General features: G+C 58.3%; 14 protein-coding genes. 1 reads left to right on the top strand and 13 read right to left on the bottom strand.

Going from position 1 to position 15,673, the window contains the following annotated elements; genetic code table 11:
• Positions 1-51: 51 nt before the first annotated feature.
• Together HU759_RS10120 and HU759_RS10115 are read right to left on the bottom strand one after the other, a co-directional pair.
• The gene (locus tag HU759_RS10120) at positions 52-504 is read right to left on the bottom strand and encodes a PaaI family thioesterase (RefSeq protein WP_170039974.1); all 453 of its coding nucleotides are present in this window, start codon (positions 502-504) and stop codon (positions 52-54) included.
• A complete protein-coding gene (locus tag HU759_RS10115; protein ID WP_017134477.1) occupies positions 501-977 on the bottom strand; it encodes a PaaI family thioesterase in 477 nt (158 codons plus the stop codon). Before HU759_RS10115 ends, HU759_RS10120 begins: the two co-directional genes overlap by 4 nt.
• Positions 978-1,136: 159 nt before the next feature.
• Between HU759_RS10115 and HU759_RS10110 the strand changes: the two genes are divergently transcribed.
• Positions 1,137-1,394 carry a hypothetical protein gene (locus tag HU759_RS10110; protein ID WP_017134478.1) on the top strand — a complete coding sequence of 86 codons (258 nt, stop codon included), beginning with the start codon at positions 1,137-1,139 and terminating at the stop codon, positions 1,392-1,394.
• Positions 1,395-1,490: 96 nt separating this feature from the next.
• Here HU759_RS10110 and HU759_RS10105 read toward each other — a convergent pair whose 3' ends face one another.
• The 11 genes from HU759_RS10105 to sdhC all read right to left on the bottom strand — a co-directional run bounded on the left by HU759_RS10105 (position 1,491) and on the right by sdhC (position 15,593).
• Complete coding sequence (locus HU759_RS10105; RefSeq protein WP_017134479.1) at positions 1,491-2,231, bottom strand: DUF599 family protein; 741 nt, start codon at positions 2,229-2,231, stop codon at positions 1,491-1,493.
• A gap of 233 nt (positions 2,232-2,464) precedes the next feature.
• The gene (gene brnQ, locus HU759_RS10100; protein WP_056859730.1) at positions 2,465-3,778 is read right to left on the bottom strand and encodes a branched-chain amino acid transport system II carrier protein; all 1,314 of its coding nucleotides are present in this window, start codon (positions 3,776-3,778) and stop codon (positions 2,465-2,467) included.
• Positions 3,779-4,209: 431 nt separating this feature from the next.
• On the bottom strand, positions 4,210-5,091 hold the full coding sequence (gene sucD / locus HU759_RS10095; RefSeq protein ID WP_056859731.1) for a succinate--CoA ligase subunit alpha: 882 nt from the start codon (positions 5,089-5,091) through the stop codon (positions 4,210-4,212).
• Positions 5,091-6,257 carry an ADP-forming succinate--CoA ligase subunit beta gene (sucC, locus tag HU759_RS10090; RefSeq protein WP_003210567.1) on the bottom strand — a complete coding sequence of 389 codons (1,167 nt, stop codon included), beginning with the start codon at positions 6,255-6,257 and terminating at the stop codon, positions 5,091-5,093. The genes sucD and sucC overlap by 1 nt, the downstream gene beginning before the upstream one ends.
• 204 nt (positions 6,258-6,461) lie before the next feature.
• Positions 6,462-7,898, bottom strand: coding sequence for a dihydrolipoyl dehydrogenase (gene lpdA, locus HU759_RS10085; RefSeq protein ID WP_017134447.1), 1,437 nt, complete (start codon positions 7,896-7,898; stop codon positions 6,462-6,464).
• A 99-nt stretch (positions 7,899-7,997) separates the two neighbouring features.
• The gene (odhB, locus tag HU759_RS10080) at positions 7,998-9,227 is read right to left on the bottom strand and encodes a 2-oxoglutarate dehydrogenase complex dihydrolipoyllysine-residue succinyltransferase (protein ID WP_186617345.1); all 1,230 of its coding nucleotides are present in this window, start codon (positions 9,225-9,227) and stop codon (positions 7,998-8,000) included.
• A gap of 44 nt (positions 9,228-9,271) precedes the next feature.
• Positions 9,272-12,103 carry a 2-oxoglutarate dehydrogenase E1 component gene (locus HU759_RS10075; RefSeq protein ID WP_017134445.1) on the bottom strand — a complete coding sequence of 944 codons (2,832 nt, stop codon included), beginning with the start codon at positions 12,101-12,103 and terminating at the stop codon, positions 9,272-9,274.
• A 261-nt stretch (positions 12,104-12,364) separates the two neighbouring features.
• Positions 12,365-13,069, bottom strand: a complete 705-nt coding sequence (locus HU759_RS10070) for a succinate dehydrogenase iron-sulfur subunit (RefSeq protein WP_003172807.1) — start codon at positions 13,067-13,069, stop codon at positions 12,365-12,367.
• A gap of 11 nt (positions 13,070-13,080) precedes the next feature.
• Positions 13,081-14,853 (bottom strand): succinate dehydrogenase flavoprotein subunit, encoded by a 1,773-nt coding sequence (gene sdhA, locus HU759_RS10065; RefSeq protein ID WP_017134444.1) that lies wholly within the window; start codon positions 14,851-14,853, stop codon positions 13,081-13,083.
• Positions 14,854-14,856: 3 nt separating this feature from the next.
• Entirely contained in the window at positions 14,857-15,225 is a 369-nt protein-coding gene (gene sdhD, locus HU759_RS10060) for a succinate dehydrogenase, hydrophobic membrane anchor protein (RefSeq protein ID WP_003172805.1), read from the bottom strand.
• Entirely contained in the window at positions 15,219-15,593 is a 375-nt protein-coding gene (gene sdhC / locus HU759_RS10055; protein WP_016979564.1) for a succinate dehydrogenase, cytochrome b556 subunit, read from the bottom strand. Before sdhC ends, sdhD begins: the two co-directional genes overlap by 7 nt.
• Positions 15,594-15,673: the final 80 nt, after the last annotated feature.

Genomic DNA, 15,673 nt, shown 5'->3' with positions numbered 1-15,673 from the left:
GAAAGGGTTGGCGGCGGGTTGTCATCAAAGTTGGGGGCTAAGACCAGGATTTCAAGGGCGCACCAATTCCTCAATTTTGAAATGTGCGCGAGCGGTGGCAATCGGCTCAGCGGCGGTGCTTTGCCAGGCGGTGATCGCCACATTCGCCACCCGGCGGCCTTGGCGCCACACCTGGCATTTGGCGTAAGTGTCGCGAAACTGCCCGGCACGCAAGTAATCCAGGGAAAAATCGATGATTTTCGGCAAACCTGGCACACCGGTAAATACCAGCAAATGTAACGCTGCCGACAGCTCCATAAAGCCTGCGATCACACCGCCGTGCAGCGCTGGCAATATCGGGTTACCAATATTGTCCTTGTTGGCCGGCAGGCGAAACAGCAGCTCATCCCCCAACCTTGAGCATTCGATGCCGATCAGCTTGGCGTAGGGCACCAGGTTGAGCAACGCCTCATAGTCGCCGCGCTCATGGGCCTGTTCGAGGCGGGTCTTGAATCGATGCGTCATGCCTGGTCTCCCTTGATCGAATTGCCGAGTCCTTGCGTGCCTTTGAGGCGCTTGCCCATGCGCATGAAGGTGCCCACCACATGGGCGATGGGTTGCTGAGGATCATCCTGGTAGGCAAAGCCACGGGTAAAGATCACGTCGGTGGTCACCCGGTAGCATTGTGCAAAGCCATACACCGGCTTGTGCGGCTCGGCGGGATGCATGTAGTCGACGCGCAAATCCAGGGTCGGGCACACCTCGAACTCCGGCAGTACGCACAGCGTGGCCATGCCGCAGGCGGTGTCCATCAGTGAGGTCAGCGCGCCGCCGTGAATCACGCCGGTCTGAGGGTCACCGACGATATGCGGGCCGTAAGGCAGGGCCAGCGTCATGCCCTCCTCGCTGGCGGCATGCACGATAATGCCCAGCACCTGGCAATGGCGCAGGGCCAAAACAAAGCGTGTGGCACGCTCTAACAAGGGATTTTCGGTCATGTGTGCAGACTCTTATTAGTGTGGGTTTGCGCAGTAGCCGGGACAGGACTAAAAGTTCCTTGGCAGCGGTGTTTTATATATCTTTGAAACAAAAGGAACTAATGCTGGCCGTCCAAGCTCGAAAGGCCAGTAGATATCTTCAATAAGGAGAAACACCCCATGCGCAAGACTTTAGCTATTTCCATGATGTTGGCCGCTGCCCTCGGTCTCGCTGCCTGCGATAAGAAATCCGAAGACAAAGCCCAAGATGCCGCCGCGCATTCTGAGCAAGCTCAGAAGGACATGGCGAAAGCACAGGATAAAGTGAACGACGCTGCGAAAGAAAACGCCGATGCTGCCAAAGCTCAGGCTGAATCGAACGAAGCCGCCGCGAAAGAAGCTGCACCTGCCGCACCTGCAGAACCTGCCAAGAACTAATAGCCTGGCATTTGCTGCAAAAAGAAAGCCCGCTTACATAGCGGGCTTTACTTTGCCTGCGATTTATAGAATTTGATTAACCCTGGGTGCCACTCATCAAGACACGGTTTCTTTAGCCGGCTCGGCTACCGGCATATCGGTCGGCGTATAAACCATCACCTGCAGTACGTCGGAATGAAACTCGCGGCGATACAGCACCAGTACCACACCGCTGCTCATCAACATGAACAACCAGGGGCTGACAAACCAGGCCAGCATGGTCATGCCGAAGTAATACGAGCGCAGGCCAAAGTTGAACTGGTTGGCCGCCATCGAAATCACCCGCGCCGCCCGCAGGGCAAATGCCTTGCGCTCCTGCTCCGACACCTGCCGCTCACCGATCATCGGCGCCGAGCCCACCAGCACGGCGGCAAAGTTGTATTGACGCATGCACCAGCTGAAGGTGAAGAACGCGTAGACGAACACCAGCGCCAGGCACAGCAGCTTGATTTCCGACATGCCCTGTGACGCCTGCTGCACCATGGGGATGTCCGCCAGCAACGATACCGCACGCTCGGACGCGCCCAGCACGGTGAGAATACCGGCGAGAATAATCAACGTGCTGGAGGCGAAGAACGAGGCATTGCGCTCCAGGTTGCCGATCACACTGGCGTCGGCAATCCGGTTATCGCGCAGCAGCATACGGCGCATCCAGTCTTCGCGATACAGGTGCAGCACGCTGGCCAGGCAGGCGGTGTCTCGGGCTTTCCAACTGGCATAGCGGGTGTAGCCACCCCAGCACAGGGCAAACCAGAAGGCGGCCAGCAGGTGGATTTGATTGGTTTCGATGAACGACATGCGGGGCCTTGTATACGATGGATGAAGACGAACACGGTTAAAAATGTGCGAGCTGGCTTGCCTGCGATGGCGGTGGATCAGGCGACACAGCAGTGACTGAACCGACGCCATCGCAGGCAAGCCAGCTCCCACATTGACCGAACTCCAACTTTAGAGCGTTGTGGTCTTGCAGGCATAAAAAATGCCCCGTATCGATTGATACGGGGCATTTCAGTACAGCGTGAAACCGCGGCTTAGGCGATGGCTTCGCTACGCTTGCCGAGCATACGGTCAACCACTACCGCCACGCCGAGCGTCATCACCGACGGCACCAGCCATGCCAGGCCTTGCTCACTCAGCGGCAGGTGCGCCAACTGTGCAGGCATCCAATCGGCCAAGCCAGCGCCTTTAAGCGCGTCGATGCAACCAAAGATGAACGACACCAGCATCACCGGGCCAACAATACGGCCCTGCTCCTGCCAGAAGTCTTTGCAGAAGCTCAGGGCCACCAGCACGATGCACGGCGGGTAGATCGCGGTGAGCACCGGGATCGAGAAGGCAATCAGCTTGGTCAGGCCCAGGTTGGACACGAACAGCGAGAACAGCGCCAGGATCACCACCAGCGTCTTGTAAGACAATGGCAGCACTTTGCTGAAGTACTCGGCGCAAGCACAGGTCAGGCCCACGGCAGTGACCAGGCACGCCAGGGAGATCAGCACAGCGAGGAAGCCACTGCCCAGGGAGCCGAAGGTGTGTTGCACGTAGGCGTGCAACACTGCCGCGCCATTGCTGGCACCGGCCGCCACCGCGTGGCTGCCCGAACCCAGGCGGAACAGGCTGATATACACCAGCGCCAGGCCCACGCCGGCTATCAGCCCGGCGATGATCGCATAGCGAGTGATCAGCTTTGGCGACTCAACACCACGGGAACGAATCGCGTTGACGATGACGATACCGAACACCAGCGCGCCGAGGGTATCCATGGTCAAGTAGCCATTGATAAAGCCCTGGGAGAACGGTGCAGCGACGTATTCCGGGGTGGCAACACCGACATCACCGGCCGGCAAGGCAAACGCAGCGATGCCCAGCACGGCCAGGGCGATGATCTTCAACGGTGCGAGAAAACGCCCTACCGTGTCCAGCAGACGCCCTGGGTACAGGGAAATGAAGAACACCAGCAGGAAGTACACCGAGCTGTAGAGGAACAGCGCCAGCGGGCTTTCGCCGGTCAGCGGCGCCAGGCCCACTTCAAACGAAACAGTCGCGGTGCGCGGGGTGGCGAACAGCGGACCTACCGCCAGGTACGCCGCCGCCGCCAGCAGGCCACCGGCGATCTTGCCGATCGGGCTGCTCAATGCGTCCATGCCGCCGCCGACCTTGGCCAGCGCGATCACGGTAACCACCGGCAAGCCAACTGCGGTGATCAGGAAGCCCAGCGCTGCCATCCAGACGTGAGGCCCGGACTGCAAACCAACGATAGGCGGGAAGATGATGTTGCCGGCGCCCACGAACAGGGCAAAAGTCATAAAGCCTAACGCCAGGATGTCCTGGCTTTTCAACACTTTCATTTCAGGAAATACCACACTACTGAATCGGAATTTAGAGAGGGATTCCCTGTGGATGAGGGAACTGCTGCCGGCCCTGATGGGGACCGACCGGTCTAGCGCGCGGCTTCCTTTTGGGAGGCGGACGCATAAAGAGGCGGCTAGAGTACAGAAATAAGCCGACAAACGCACTGTTGCGGGGCGGACTGTCCGATAAGCGACATCCAAATGTCGCGTTTTCATACTTAATTTGGCAGTGCCGTCCCTGTGGGAGCTGGCTTGCCTGCGATAGCGATCTGTCTGTGCCAAATGTGTTGGCTGACACACTGCTATCTCAGGCAAGCCAGCTCCCACATTTGACCGAGTAAATCTGCCAAAAAATGGGCAAATCCAGAATGCACAAAGGCCACCCGAAGGTGGCCTTTGTGTGGTGAAGCGTCAGCTAAGCGCGAGGCTTACTTGACAGCCCAACCGGTCAGTTCGGACAAAGCCTTGCCGATATCTGCCAGCGAACGCACGGTTTTAACGCCTGCGTCTTCCAGGGCAGCAAACTTCTCGTCTGCTGTGCCCTTGCCGCCAGAGATGATTGCGCCAGCATGGCCCATGCGCTTGCCTGCAGGGGCAGTCACACCAGCGATGTAGGAAACAACCGGCTTGGTCACGTTGGCCTTGATGTAGGCAGCCGCTTCTTCTTCAGCCGAACCGCCGATCTCACCGATCATTACGATCGCCTCGGTCTTCGGGTCTTCCTGGAACAGCTTCAGGATGTCGATGAAGTTCGAACCTGGGATCGGGTCACCGCCGATGCCGACACAAGTCGACTGACCGAAACCGGCGTCAGTAGTCTGCTTGACAGCTTCGTAGGTCAGGGTGCCGGAACGCGAAACGATACCGACTTTGCCTGGCAAGTGAATGTGACCTGGCATGATGCCGATCTTGCATTCGCCTGGGGTGATCACGCCTGGGCAGTTAGGGCCGATCAGGACTACGCCCAGCTCGTCGCACTTAACTTTAGCGTCCAGCATGTCCAGGGTAGGAATGCCTTCGGTGATGCAAACGATCAGCTTGATGCCGCCGAATGCCGCTTCCAGGATCGAGTCTTTGCAGAAAGGAGCTGGAACGTAGATCACACTGGCGGTGGCGCCAGTGGCAGCTACAGCGTCTTTCACGGTGTTGAACACTGGCAGGCCCAGGTGCTCGGTACCGCCTTTGCCCGGAGTTACGCCGCCAACCATCTTGGTGCCGTATTCGATGGCTTGCTGGGTGTGGAAACTACCTTGCGAACCGGTAATACCCTGGCAGATAACTTTGGTGTCTTTATTGATCAGGACGCTCATTATTTGCCCTCCGCAGCTTTGACAACTTGTTGAGCAGCGTCGGTCAGGCTGGTAGCCGCGATGATGTTCAAACCGCTTTCTGCCAGTACTTTAGCGCCCAGTTCAGCGTTGTTACCTTCAAGGCGAACAACCACCGGGATTTTAACGCCAACTTCTTTCACTGCACCGATGATGCCTTCGGCAATCATGTCGCAACGAACGATGCCGCCGAAGATGTTGACCAATACTGCGGCGACGTTGGAGTCGGACAGGATGATCTTGAACGCTTCGGTAACGCGTTCTTTGGTAGCACCGCCGCCCACGTCGAGGAAGTTGGCTGGTTTGCCGCCATGCAGGTTGACGATGTCCATGGTACCCATGGCCAGGCCAGCACCGTTGACCATGCAACCGATGTTACCTTCCAGGGCTACGTAGTTCAGTTCGAACTTGGCAGCGTGCGCTTCGCGCGGATCGTCTTGCGACGGATCGTGGAAAGTCTTCAGCTTAGGCTGACGGTACATGGCGTTGGCGTCGATGTTGATCTTGGCGTCGAGGCAGTGCAGATCGCCGTCAGCCTTGATCACCAGTGGGTTCACTTCCAGCAGGGCCAGATCGTGATCCTGGAACAGTTTGGCCAGACCTACGAAGATCTTGGCGAACTGGGCAACTTGCTTGCCTTCCAGGCCCAGCTGGAAAGCCAGCTCGCGACCCTGGAATGGCTGAGCGCCAACCAGTGGATCGATAGTGGCTTTCAGAATTTTTTCTGGGGTTTCTTCGGCGATCTTCTCAATGTCCACGCCACCTTCGGTGGAAGCCATGAACACGATGCGACGGCTCGAACGGTCAACGACAGCGCCCAGGTACAGCTCTTTAGCGATATCAGTGCACGATTCAACCAGGATCTTGGTGACTGGTTGGCCATTGGCATCAGTCTGGTAAGTCACCAGACGCTTACCCAGCCACTGCTGTGCGAAGGCCTTGGCGTCTTCTTTGCTGCGAACCAGCTTGACGCCGCCCGCTTTACCGCGACCACCGGCGTGGACCTGGGCTTTGACAACCCATTCGGTACCACCGATTTTGTCGCAAGCTTCTGCTGCTGCTTCCGGGGTGTCTACTGCGTAACCCTTGGATACTGGCAGGCCGTATTCAGCGAACAGCTGCTTACCCTGATACTCGTGAAGATTCATGCTTTTTACCGTCTTCGTTAGGTACTGCGCATTCGGCGCTGCGCTCATTATGAGTGCCGCACCACCTGTGACTGCTGCTTGCACAATTTGCGAGGCTTAAGACCCGTAAAACTGTGCAAGGCTGCGTCCAGCGGATATTCCGCGGTGAGTCTTGCGCGCAAGGCTCACGACGGGCAACTCCGCCGTGGTTTCTTATTATCTCGCTTAGCGCTTCTTGCGGTTGGCGATGTGGATGGCGCCGCCATTCACTGCCAACGCTGCTTCGTGCAACGCTTCGGACAGGGTCGGATGGGAGAAGACCATCATGCCCAGGTCTTCGGCACTGGTGCCGAATTCCATACCGATCGCGCCCTGCTGAACCAGTTCTGCAGCGCTCGGGCCAATCACGTGGACGCCCAATACGCGGTCAGTCTTGGCATCAGCGATGACTTTGACAAAACCACCGGTGTCGTTAGCTGCCATGGCACGGCCAGAAGCGGCAAACGGGAAGGTGCCGACGTTAACTTCAACGCCTTCAGCTTTCAACTGCTGTTCGTTCTTGCCGACCCATGCAATTTCCGGGTGGGTGTAGATAACCGATGGGATCAGGTCGTAGTTCATCTGGGTTTTATGACCCTTGATGCGCTCGACAACCATGATGCCTTCTTCGGAAGCCTTGTGCGCCAGCATCATGCCGCGAACCACGTCGCCGATGGCATACACGCCTGGCACGGTAGTAGCGCAATGATCGTCAACGTGGATGAAACCACGCTCGTCGATGTTCACGCCGCTGTCGGAAGCCAGCAGGTCGGTGGTCACTGGACGGCGACCCACGGCTACGATCAGCTTGTCGAAGGTGATGGTCTGCTCGCCTTCTTTATCGGTGTAGGTCACAACGACTTCTTCGCCGTTGACCTTGGAACCGGTAACACGGGCGCCCAGCTTGATATCCAGACCTTGCTTGGTCAGGGTTTTCAGCGCTTCTTTGGACACTGCAGTGTCGGCAGCCAGCAGGAACGTGTCCAGGGCTTCCAGCACAGTCACTTCAGAACCCAGGCGCGACCATACCGAACCCAGTTCCAGGCCGATTACGCCAGCGCCGATCACGCCCAGACGCTTGGGAACCGCTTGGAATTCCAGGGCGCCGGTCGAATCAACGATCACGTTCTGGTCAACAGGAGCAGGCGGAATGTCGATTGGACGCGAACCTGGTGCCAGGATCACGTTTTCGGCTTCGATGACTTCAACCGAGCCGTCCGGCTTGGTGATTTCAACTTTCTTGCCAGCCAGCAGCTTGCCGTGGCCTTGCAGGGAAGTGACGCCGTTGGCCTTGAACAAGGTGGCAACGCCGGAAGTCAGGCCTTTAACGATGTTGGCTTTACGGCCGACCATTGCTGGCACGTCCATGGTCACGCCAGCATGGTTGATGCCGTGGATCGCGAAACCGTCTTGGGCTTCGTGGAATTTCCAGGAGCTGTCCAGCAGCGCCTTGGAAGGAATGCAACCAACGTTCAGGCAAGTACCGCCCAGCGCCAGTTTGCCTTCCTTGTCGGTGTATTTTTCGATGCAAGCAGTCGAGAGGCCCAGTTGTGCGGCCTTGATCGCGGCAACGTAGCCGCCAGGACCGGCACCAATCACTACAACGTCAAATTTCTGTGTCATGAAAATAGATCCTCTATTCAGCGACAAGCTTCAAGCGACAAGCTGCAAGCCAAGCTGCTTTTTCCTACAGCTTGTAGCTCGCAACTTGCAGCTGCGTCTTTAGATGTCCAGCAGCAGACGAGCCGGGTCTTCCAGCAGGTTCTTGATGGTTACCAGGAAAGTCACGGCTTCTTTACCATCGATCAGGCGGTGATCGTACGACAGCGCCAGGTACATCATCGGGCGGATCACGACTTGGCCGTTGATGGCCATCGGACGCTGGATGATGTTGTGCATGCCCAGGATCGCAGCTTGCGGCGGGTTGACGATCGGGGTCGACATCATCGAACCGAAGGTACCACCGTTAGTGATGGTGAAGGTACCGCCGGTCATCTCGTCGATGGTCAGCTTGCCGTCACGGGCTTTCTTGCCGAAGCCGGCGATGCCGCCTTCGATTTCAGCCAGGCTCATCAGCTCGGCGTTACGCAGAACCGGTACTACCAGGCCACGGTCGCTGGACACGGCAACGCCGACGTCTGCATAGCCGTGGTAAACGATGTCGCTGCCGTCGATGGAAGCGTTGACTGCCGGGAAGCGTTTCAGCGCTTCGGTGGCCGCTTTCACGAAGAACGACATGAAGCCCAGGCGCACGCCATTGTGGGACTTCTCGAACAGATCCTTGTACTTCGAACGCAGGGCCATGACTTCGGTCATGTCGACTTCGTTGAAGGTGGTCAGCATCGCCATGTTCGACTGTGCTTCAACCAGACGCTTGGCCACGGTGGCACGCACGCGGGTCATCGGTACGCGCTTCTCGGTGCGGTCGCCAGCAGCGAACACAGGCGCAGCGGCAGCAGGTGCTGCAGCCTTGGCCGGTGCAGCAGCCGGAGCGTTTTTCTTGGCTTCGACAGCAGCAACCACGTCTTCCTTGGTTACGCGGCCGTCTTTGCCGGTGCCCTTGAGGGACGCCAGGTTGATGCCGTTTTCTTCAGCCAGCTGACGCGCAGCCGGTGCAGCGATCGGGTCTTCACCACCTGCAGCCGGAGCGGCAGCGGCAGCTGGAGCAGCAGCGGCGGCCGGAGCAGCAGCGGCGGCCGGAGCAGCAGCGGCGCCGCCCGCTTCGATCGAGCCCAGGATCTGGTTCGACAGGACGGTAGCGCCCTCTTCAGCCACGATCGCGCCCAGCACGCCGTCAGCTTCGGCCAACACTTCCAGAACGACTTTGTCGGTCTCGATGTCGACGATCAGGTCGTCACGCTTTACAGCGTCGCCTGGTTTCTTGTGCCAGGTGGCAACGGTGCCATCGGCAACCGATTCCGGGAATGACGGGGCTTTGATTTCGATAGCCATTATCTGTGGGTCCTTAAAATTCGGTTTCAGTCAGCGCGAAGGCGTTAAACAGTGAAAGCATCTTGCAGCAGTTTTTCCTGCTGCTCGGCGTGCATCGACGCATAACCACACGCAGGTGCAGCAGAAGCATCACGACCGGCGTACTCCAGGCCCAGGCCTGTTTTGTGGTTACCGATACTGCGACGCAAATGATGCTGGCTGCTGTACCACGCGCCCTGGTTCATCGGTTCTTCCTGGCACCACACCGCGTGGGTGAGGTTGGTGTAAGGCGCGATGGCCTCCATCAGGTCGTCTTCCGGGAACGGGTAAAGCTGCTCGATACGCACGATGGCGATGTCTTCGCGGCCTTCGGCACGGCGTTTTTCCAGCAAGTCGTAGTAAACCTTGCCGCTGCACAGGACCAGGCGAGTGACCTTGGCAGCGTCCAGGGTGTCGATTTCTGGAATCACGGTCTGGAACGAACCGTCGGCCAGATCTTCCAGGGTCGAGATGGCCAATTTGTGACGCAACAGCGATTTCGGGGTCAGCACTACCAGCGGCTTGCGCAGCGGGCGGATCACCTGACGACGCAGCAAGTGGTAGATCTGGGCCGGGGTAGTCGGCACGCACACCTGGATGTTGTGCTCGGCGCACAGCTGCAGGTAACGCTCCAGACGGGCCGAGGAGTGCTCCGGACCCTGACCTTCATAACCGTGTGGCAGCAACATGGTCAGACCGCACAGACGGCCCCACTTGTGCTCACCGCTGGTGATGAACTGGTCGATAACCACCTGGGCACCGTTGGCGAAGTCGCCGAACTGGGCTTCCCAGATCACCAGCGCATTTGGCGTGGTGGTGGAGTAGCCGTATTCGAACGCCAGTACGGCCTCTTCGGACAGGAACGAGTCGTACAGGTCGAAACGTGGCTGGCCTTCGTACAGGTGTTGCAGCGGTACGTAGGTGGTCGCGTCTTTCTGGTTGTGCAGTACCGCGTGACGGTGCGAGAACGTACCACGGCCGATGTCCTGGCCGGTCATGCGGATCGGGTGACCTTCGAACGCCAGGGTCGCGTACGCCATGGTTTCGGCGTAACCCCAGTTGATCGGCAGGCCGCCGGCTTGCATCTTCTGACGGTCTTCGTAGATCTTCGCAACCTGGCGCTGCACCACGAAGCCATCTGGAATTTCCAGCAGCTTGGCGGACAGTTCCTGCAGGGTCTTGAGGTCGAACGAGGTGTCGTGACGCGCCGTCCAGGCGTGGCCCAGGTACGGGCGCCAGTCCACGAACAGCTCTTTGTTCGGTTCTTTAACCAGGCTTTTCACTACATGCAGGCCGTTGTCCAGCGCGTTGCGGTATTCGTCGACTTTCGCCTGAACACGCGCATCGTCAACCACGCCGGCCGTAATCAGGCTGTCGGCGTACAGTTCACGGGTGGTGCGCTGCTTGGTGATCTGCTGGTACATCAACGGCTGGGTGCCGCTCGGCTCATCCGCTTCGTTGTGACCGCGACGGCGGTAGCAAACCAGGTCGATGACCACGTCACGCTTGAACTGCATGCGGTAGTCGATGGCGAGCTGGGTCACGAACAACACGGCTTCCGGATCATCACCATTCACATGGAGGATCGGCGCCTGGATCATCTTGGCAACGTCGGTCGCGTACTCGGTAGAGCGCGCGTCCAGCGGGTTGCTGATGGTGAAACCGACTTGGTTGTTGATGACGATGTGAACCGTACCGCCGGTCTTGAAGCCGCGAGTCTGCGACATCTGGAACGTTTCCAGGACCACGCCTTGACCGGCGAACGCCGCGTCACCGTGGATGGAAATCGGCAGGACCTTCTCACCGGTGGAATCGTTACGACGATCCTGGCGAGCACGCACCGAACCCTCGACCACCGGAGAAACGATTTCCAGGTGGGACGGGTTGAAGGCCATGGCCAGGTGAACTTCACCGCCGGTAGTCATTACGTTGGACGAGAAGCCCTGGTGATACTTGACGTCACCGGAACCCAGCTCGACCTTCTTCTTGCCTTCGAACTCATCGAACAGTTCACGCGGGTTCTTGCCGAAGGTGTTGACCAACACGTTCAGGCGACCACGGTGAGCCATGCCGATCACGATTTCCTTGGTGCCGTAGGAACCGGAACGCTGGATCAGCTCGTCGAGCATTGGAATCAGGCTTTCGCCGCCTTCCAGGCCGAAACGCTTGGTGCCCGGGTATTTGGTACCCAGGTATTTCTCGAGGCCTTCGGCCGCGGTCACGCGCTCCAGCAAGTGGCTGCGCACGTCGGCGGACAAAACCGGACGGCCACGCACACCTTCCAGGCGATGCTGGAACCAGTGGCGCTGCTCGGAATCGGTGATGTGCGTAAACTCAGCGCCGATGGTGCGGCAATATGTCTGCTGCAACGCTTCGTGAATTTCGCGTAGGCTCGCTTCCTCTTTGCCGATGAACAGGTCGCCGGCACGGAAGGTCGTATCAAGATCGGCATTGGTCAAGCCGTAATGATTGATCGACAGGTCAGCAGGTGCAGGACGCTTCCAGAGCCCCAGCGGGTCAAGCTGGGCCGCCTGGTGGCCACGCATCCGGTAAGCCTGGATCAGTCGCAATACTTCAACTTGCTTCTTCTCATGCTCGCTGCTCACGCTACCGGCGGAAACCGGTTGGGCGCGGCGCTGGTTCTTTGCCAGCAGCACAAATTGATCGCGAATTGTTGCGTGCGATACATCGGTGGCAGCGTTGCCGTCTGAAGACAACGTCTGAAATTTGGTGCGCCATTCTTCTGGCACAGCGTTAGGGTCGTGCAGGTAGAGCTCATAAAGCTCTTCCACATAGGCAGCGTTACCACCTGAAAGATAGCCGCTGTTCCACATGCGCTGCATCACGCTTTCTTGCATGCTTGGTCACCCTCGATTTGGGGACACCACCGGCGAAAACACCGAGTTTGCTTGCAAAAGGCCAAGTGCAGCGACCAAAACAAGCCACTTAGGATCACGCTGATAGTTCGGGTACCAACCCGAATGCCCCTGCTTGTCTCATTTCTTCAAAATAAGAGCTGCGGCTTTGTAAGTCGCTGCTCAAGTTAAAACTACGGCGCCGGTTGAAGCCTGCGCCGTAGCATTTACGGGCACAACGGTCCTGCTTTGCTACAACGTCGCTTACACGCCGCTTTGCAGCAGCATGTTACGGATGTGACCAATGGCCTTAGTCGGGTTCAGGCCTTTGGGACATACGTTGACGCAGTTCATGATCCCGCGGCAGCGGAATACGCTGAACGGGTCATCCAGTGAAGCCAGACGCTCGGACGTCTTGGTGTCACGGCTGTCTGCCAGGAAGCGGTACGCTTGCAGCAGGGCAGCTGGACCCAGGAACTTGTCCGGGTTCCACCAGAAGGACGGGCACGAGGTCGAGCAGCAAGCGCACAGGATGCACTCGTACAGACCGTCGAGCTTTTCACGCTCTTCAGGGGACTGCAGACGTTCGATGGCCGGAGCCGGCGTGTCGTTCTGCAGGAACGGCTTAACTTTCTCGTATTGCTTGTAGAAGATGCTCATATCGACCACCAGGTCACGGATAACCGGCAAACCTGGCAGAGGACGAACGATCAGCTTGTTACCTTTAACAACAGCCGACAGCGGCGTGATGCACGCCAGGCCGTTTTTGCCGTTGATGTTCATGCCGTCGGAGCCACAAACGCCCTCACGGCAAGAGCGACGATAGGAGAAACCTTCGTCCTGCTCTTTGATCAGTGCCAGTACATCCAGCACCATCAGGTCTTTACCACCGGTATCGACCTGAAATTCCTGCATGAACGGCGCGGCGTCCTGATCAGGGTTGTAGCGGTAAACACTGACTTTCAACATGGCAGCCACCCTTAGTAAGTCCGAATCTTCGGTTCAAACGTCGGCACCGTCTTCGGCGAGAAGTTCACGGCACGCTTGGTCACGCGCTTGTCACCCGGGAAGTACAGGGTGTGGCACAACCAGTTTTCGTCGTCGCGATCTTCAAAGTCTTCACGGGCGTGGGCACCACGGGATTCTTTACGAACCTCGGCGGCGATCGCAGTGGCTTCGGCCACTTCCAGCAGGTTTTGCAGCTCAAGGGCTTCGATACGAGCCGTGTTGAACGCCTGGCTCTTATCGTTGATCTTGACGTTGGCGATGCGCGTGCGCAGGTCGGCCAGCTGGGCAATACCCTTCTGCATGTATTCGCCGGTACGGAATACACCGAAGTAGTTCTGCATGCAGCTTTGCAGCTCGCGACGCAGGGTAGCCACGTCTTCGCCATCGGTACGCTCGTTCAGAGCGTTCAGGCGCGCCAGGGCGGCCTCGATGTTGGCGTCGGTGGCGTCATCGTATTCGATGCCGTCGGTCAGGGCTTTTTCCAGGTGCAGGCCGGCAGCACGACCGAATACCACCAGGTCGAGCAGCGAGTTGCCGCCCAGACGGTTGGCACCGTGTACCGATACGCAAGCCACTTCGCCTACGGCGAACAGACCGTGGATGATCTCGTCCACGCCTTCGGCGTTCTGGGTGATCGCCTGGCCATGAATGTTGGTCGGCACGCCGCCCATCATATAGTGGCAAGTCGGAACAACCGGAACCGGAGCAACTACCGGGTCAACGTGCGCAAAAGTCTTGGACAATTCGCAGATACCTGGCAGGCGGCTGTGCAGGACTTCTTCACCGAGGTGATCGAGTTTCAGCAGTACGTGGTCGCCGTTCGGACCACAGCCGTTACCGGCGATGATTTCCTTAACCATCGAACGGGCCACAACGTCACGACCCGCAAGGTCTTTGGCGTTCGGAGCATAACGCTCCATGAAACGCTCGCCGTGCTTGTTGATCAGGTAACCACCTTCACCACGGCAACCTTCTGTAACCAGTACACCGGCGCCGGCGATGCCGGTCGGGTGGAACTGCCACATTTCAATGTCTTGTACCGGCACGCCAGCACGCAGGGCCATGCCGACGCCGTCACCGGTGTTGATCAGGGCATTGGTGGTCGACGCGTAGATACGACCTGCACCGCCGGTTGCCAGCACAGTAGCCTTGGCACGGATGTAGGTGGTTTCACCGGTTTCGATGCAGATGGCGATCACACCGACGAAGGCGCCGTCGGCGTTCTTCACCAAGTCAACGGCGTAGTACTCGTTCAGGAACGTGGTACCGGCTTTCAGGTTGCCCTGATAAAGGGTATGCAACAGCGCGTGACCGGTACGGTCGGAAGCGGCGCACGTACGGGCAGCCTGCCCGCCTTTACCGTAATCCTTCGACTGGCCGCCGAATGGACGCTGGTAGATACGACCTTGCTCGGTACGCGAGAACGGCAGACCCATGTGGTCCAGCTCGAACACGGCAGCCGGGCCTTCCTGACACATGTACTCGATAGCGTCCTGGTCACCGATGTAGTCGGAACCCTTGACGGTATCGTACATGTGCCAGCGCCAGTCATCGTTCGGGTCGGCGGAGGCGATGGCGCAGGTGATGCCACCCTGGGCCGACACAGTGTGGGAACGGGTCGGGAACACCTTGGTGATCACGGCAGTCTTGTGACCGCCCTGAGCCAGCTGCAGCGCTGCGCGCATGCCGGCACCGCCGCCACCAATAATGATGGCGTCGAAGGAAATAGTTGGAATGTTAGCCATGAATCAGATACCCCAAAGAATCTGCACACCCCAGACGAAGTACGCGAACATCGCAACGCCGCAGACTGCCTGGAAGAGAAAACGTACTGCAGTCGCGGACTTGCCCAGCGCCATCGGCGTCAGGTAGTCGGTCGCGATGGTCCACATGCCGACCCAGGCGTGAGCGCCCAGGGCTACAAGGGCCAGCAGACTGAAGATTCGCATCGCATTGTGGGAAAACAGGCCATGCCATTGCTCATAGCCGATGCCCGGGTTTGCGACGAGGTATCCGATCAGGAAAATGAAATAAGCCGCGAGAACGACCGCAGACACACGCTGTGCCATCCAGTCATAGAGGCCCGAACGCGAAAGGTTCGTAACGCTGGTTACCATATCCAAACTCCTGCCAGAACGATCAGCACCACGGAAATGGCGATGATGATTTTCGAGCCCAGGCGGCCGCCTTCCAGCGTCTCACCGATACCCGCATCCATGATCAAGTGGCGCACACCGGCTACCAGGTGATACAGCAGAGCGGACAGGAGGCCCCATGCTACGAACTTGGCCAGCGGGCTGGTCAAGCATGCCTTCACCTCGGCGTATCCTTCCTCGGAACCCAGGGATTTGCTCAATGCATAAAGCATGATGCCCAAGCCCAGGAACAGGATGATGCCGGAAACACGGTGCAGGAACGACGTAACGCCGGTGATGGGGAGTTTGATGGTCCTTAGGTCTAGGTTTACAGGTCGTTGGCTATTCACGGCTTTTTTTCACACTGAAGAGCCCCTAACAATCAGGGCAAAGTTGTTGGGGAGTGCACTGGTCAGGTAAGCACCACCCA

The sequence above is a fragment of the Pseudomonas sp. OE 28.3 genome (assembly GCF_014268205.2).
GTDB classification, from domain to species: domain Bacteria; phylum Pseudomonadota; class Gammaproteobacteria; order Pseudomonadales; family Pseudomonadaceae; genus Aquipseudomonas; species Aquipseudomonas edaphica.
The sequence above is the reverse complement of the archived record's forward strand: the minus strand, read 5'-3'. Positions and strand labels throughout refer to the sequence as shown.

Coding starts and splice junctions, on each gene's coding strand:
- HU759_RS10120 (WP_170039974.1), bottom strand. CDS start 504: ATGACGCATCGATTCAAGACCCGCCTCGAACAGGCCCATGAGCGCGGC.
- HU759_RS10115 (WP_017134477.1), bottom strand. CDS start 977: ATGACCGAAAATCCCTTGTTAGAGCGTGCCACACGCTTTGTTTTGGCC.
- HU759_RS10110 (WP_017134478.1), top strand. CDS start 1,137: ATGCGCAAGACTTTAGCTATTTCCATGATGTTGGCCGCTGCCCTCGGT.
- HU759_RS10105 (WP_017134479.1), bottom strand. CDS start 2,231: ATGTCGTTCATCGAAACCAATCAAATCCACCTGCTGGCCGCCTTCTGG.
- brnQ (WP_056859730.1), bottom strand. CDS start 3,778: ATGAAAGTGTTGAAAAGCCAGGACATCCTGGCGTTAGGCTTTATGACT.
- sucD (WP_056859731.1), bottom strand. CDS start 5,091: ATGAGCGTCCTGATCAATAAAGACACCAAAGTTATCTGCCAGGGTATT.
- sucC (WP_003210567.1), bottom strand. CDS start 6,257: ATGAATCTTCACGAGTATCAGGGTAAGCAGCTGTTCGCTGAATACGGC.
- lpdA (WP_017134447.1), bottom strand. CDS start 7,898: ATGACACAGAAATTTGACGTTGTAGTGATTGGTGCCGGTCCTGGCGGC.
- odhB (WP_186617345.1), bottom strand. CDS start 9,227: ATGGCTATCGAAATCAAAGCCCCGTCATTCCCGGAATCGGTTGCCGAT.
- HU759_RS10075 (WP_017134445.1), bottom strand. CDS start 12,103: ATGCAAGAAAGCGTGATGCAGCGCATGTGGAACAGCGGCTATCTTTCA.
- HU759_RS10070 (WP_003172807.1), bottom strand. CDS start 13,069: ATGTTGAAAGTCAGTGTTTACCGCTACAACCCTGATCAGGACGCCGCG.
- sdhA (WP_017134444.1), bottom strand. CDS start 14,853: ATGGCTAACATTCCAACTATTTCCTTCGACGCCATCATTATTGGTGGC.
- sdhD (WP_003172805.1), bottom strand. CDS start 15,225: ATGGTAACCAGCGTTACGAACCTTTCGCGTTCGGGCCTCTATGACTGG.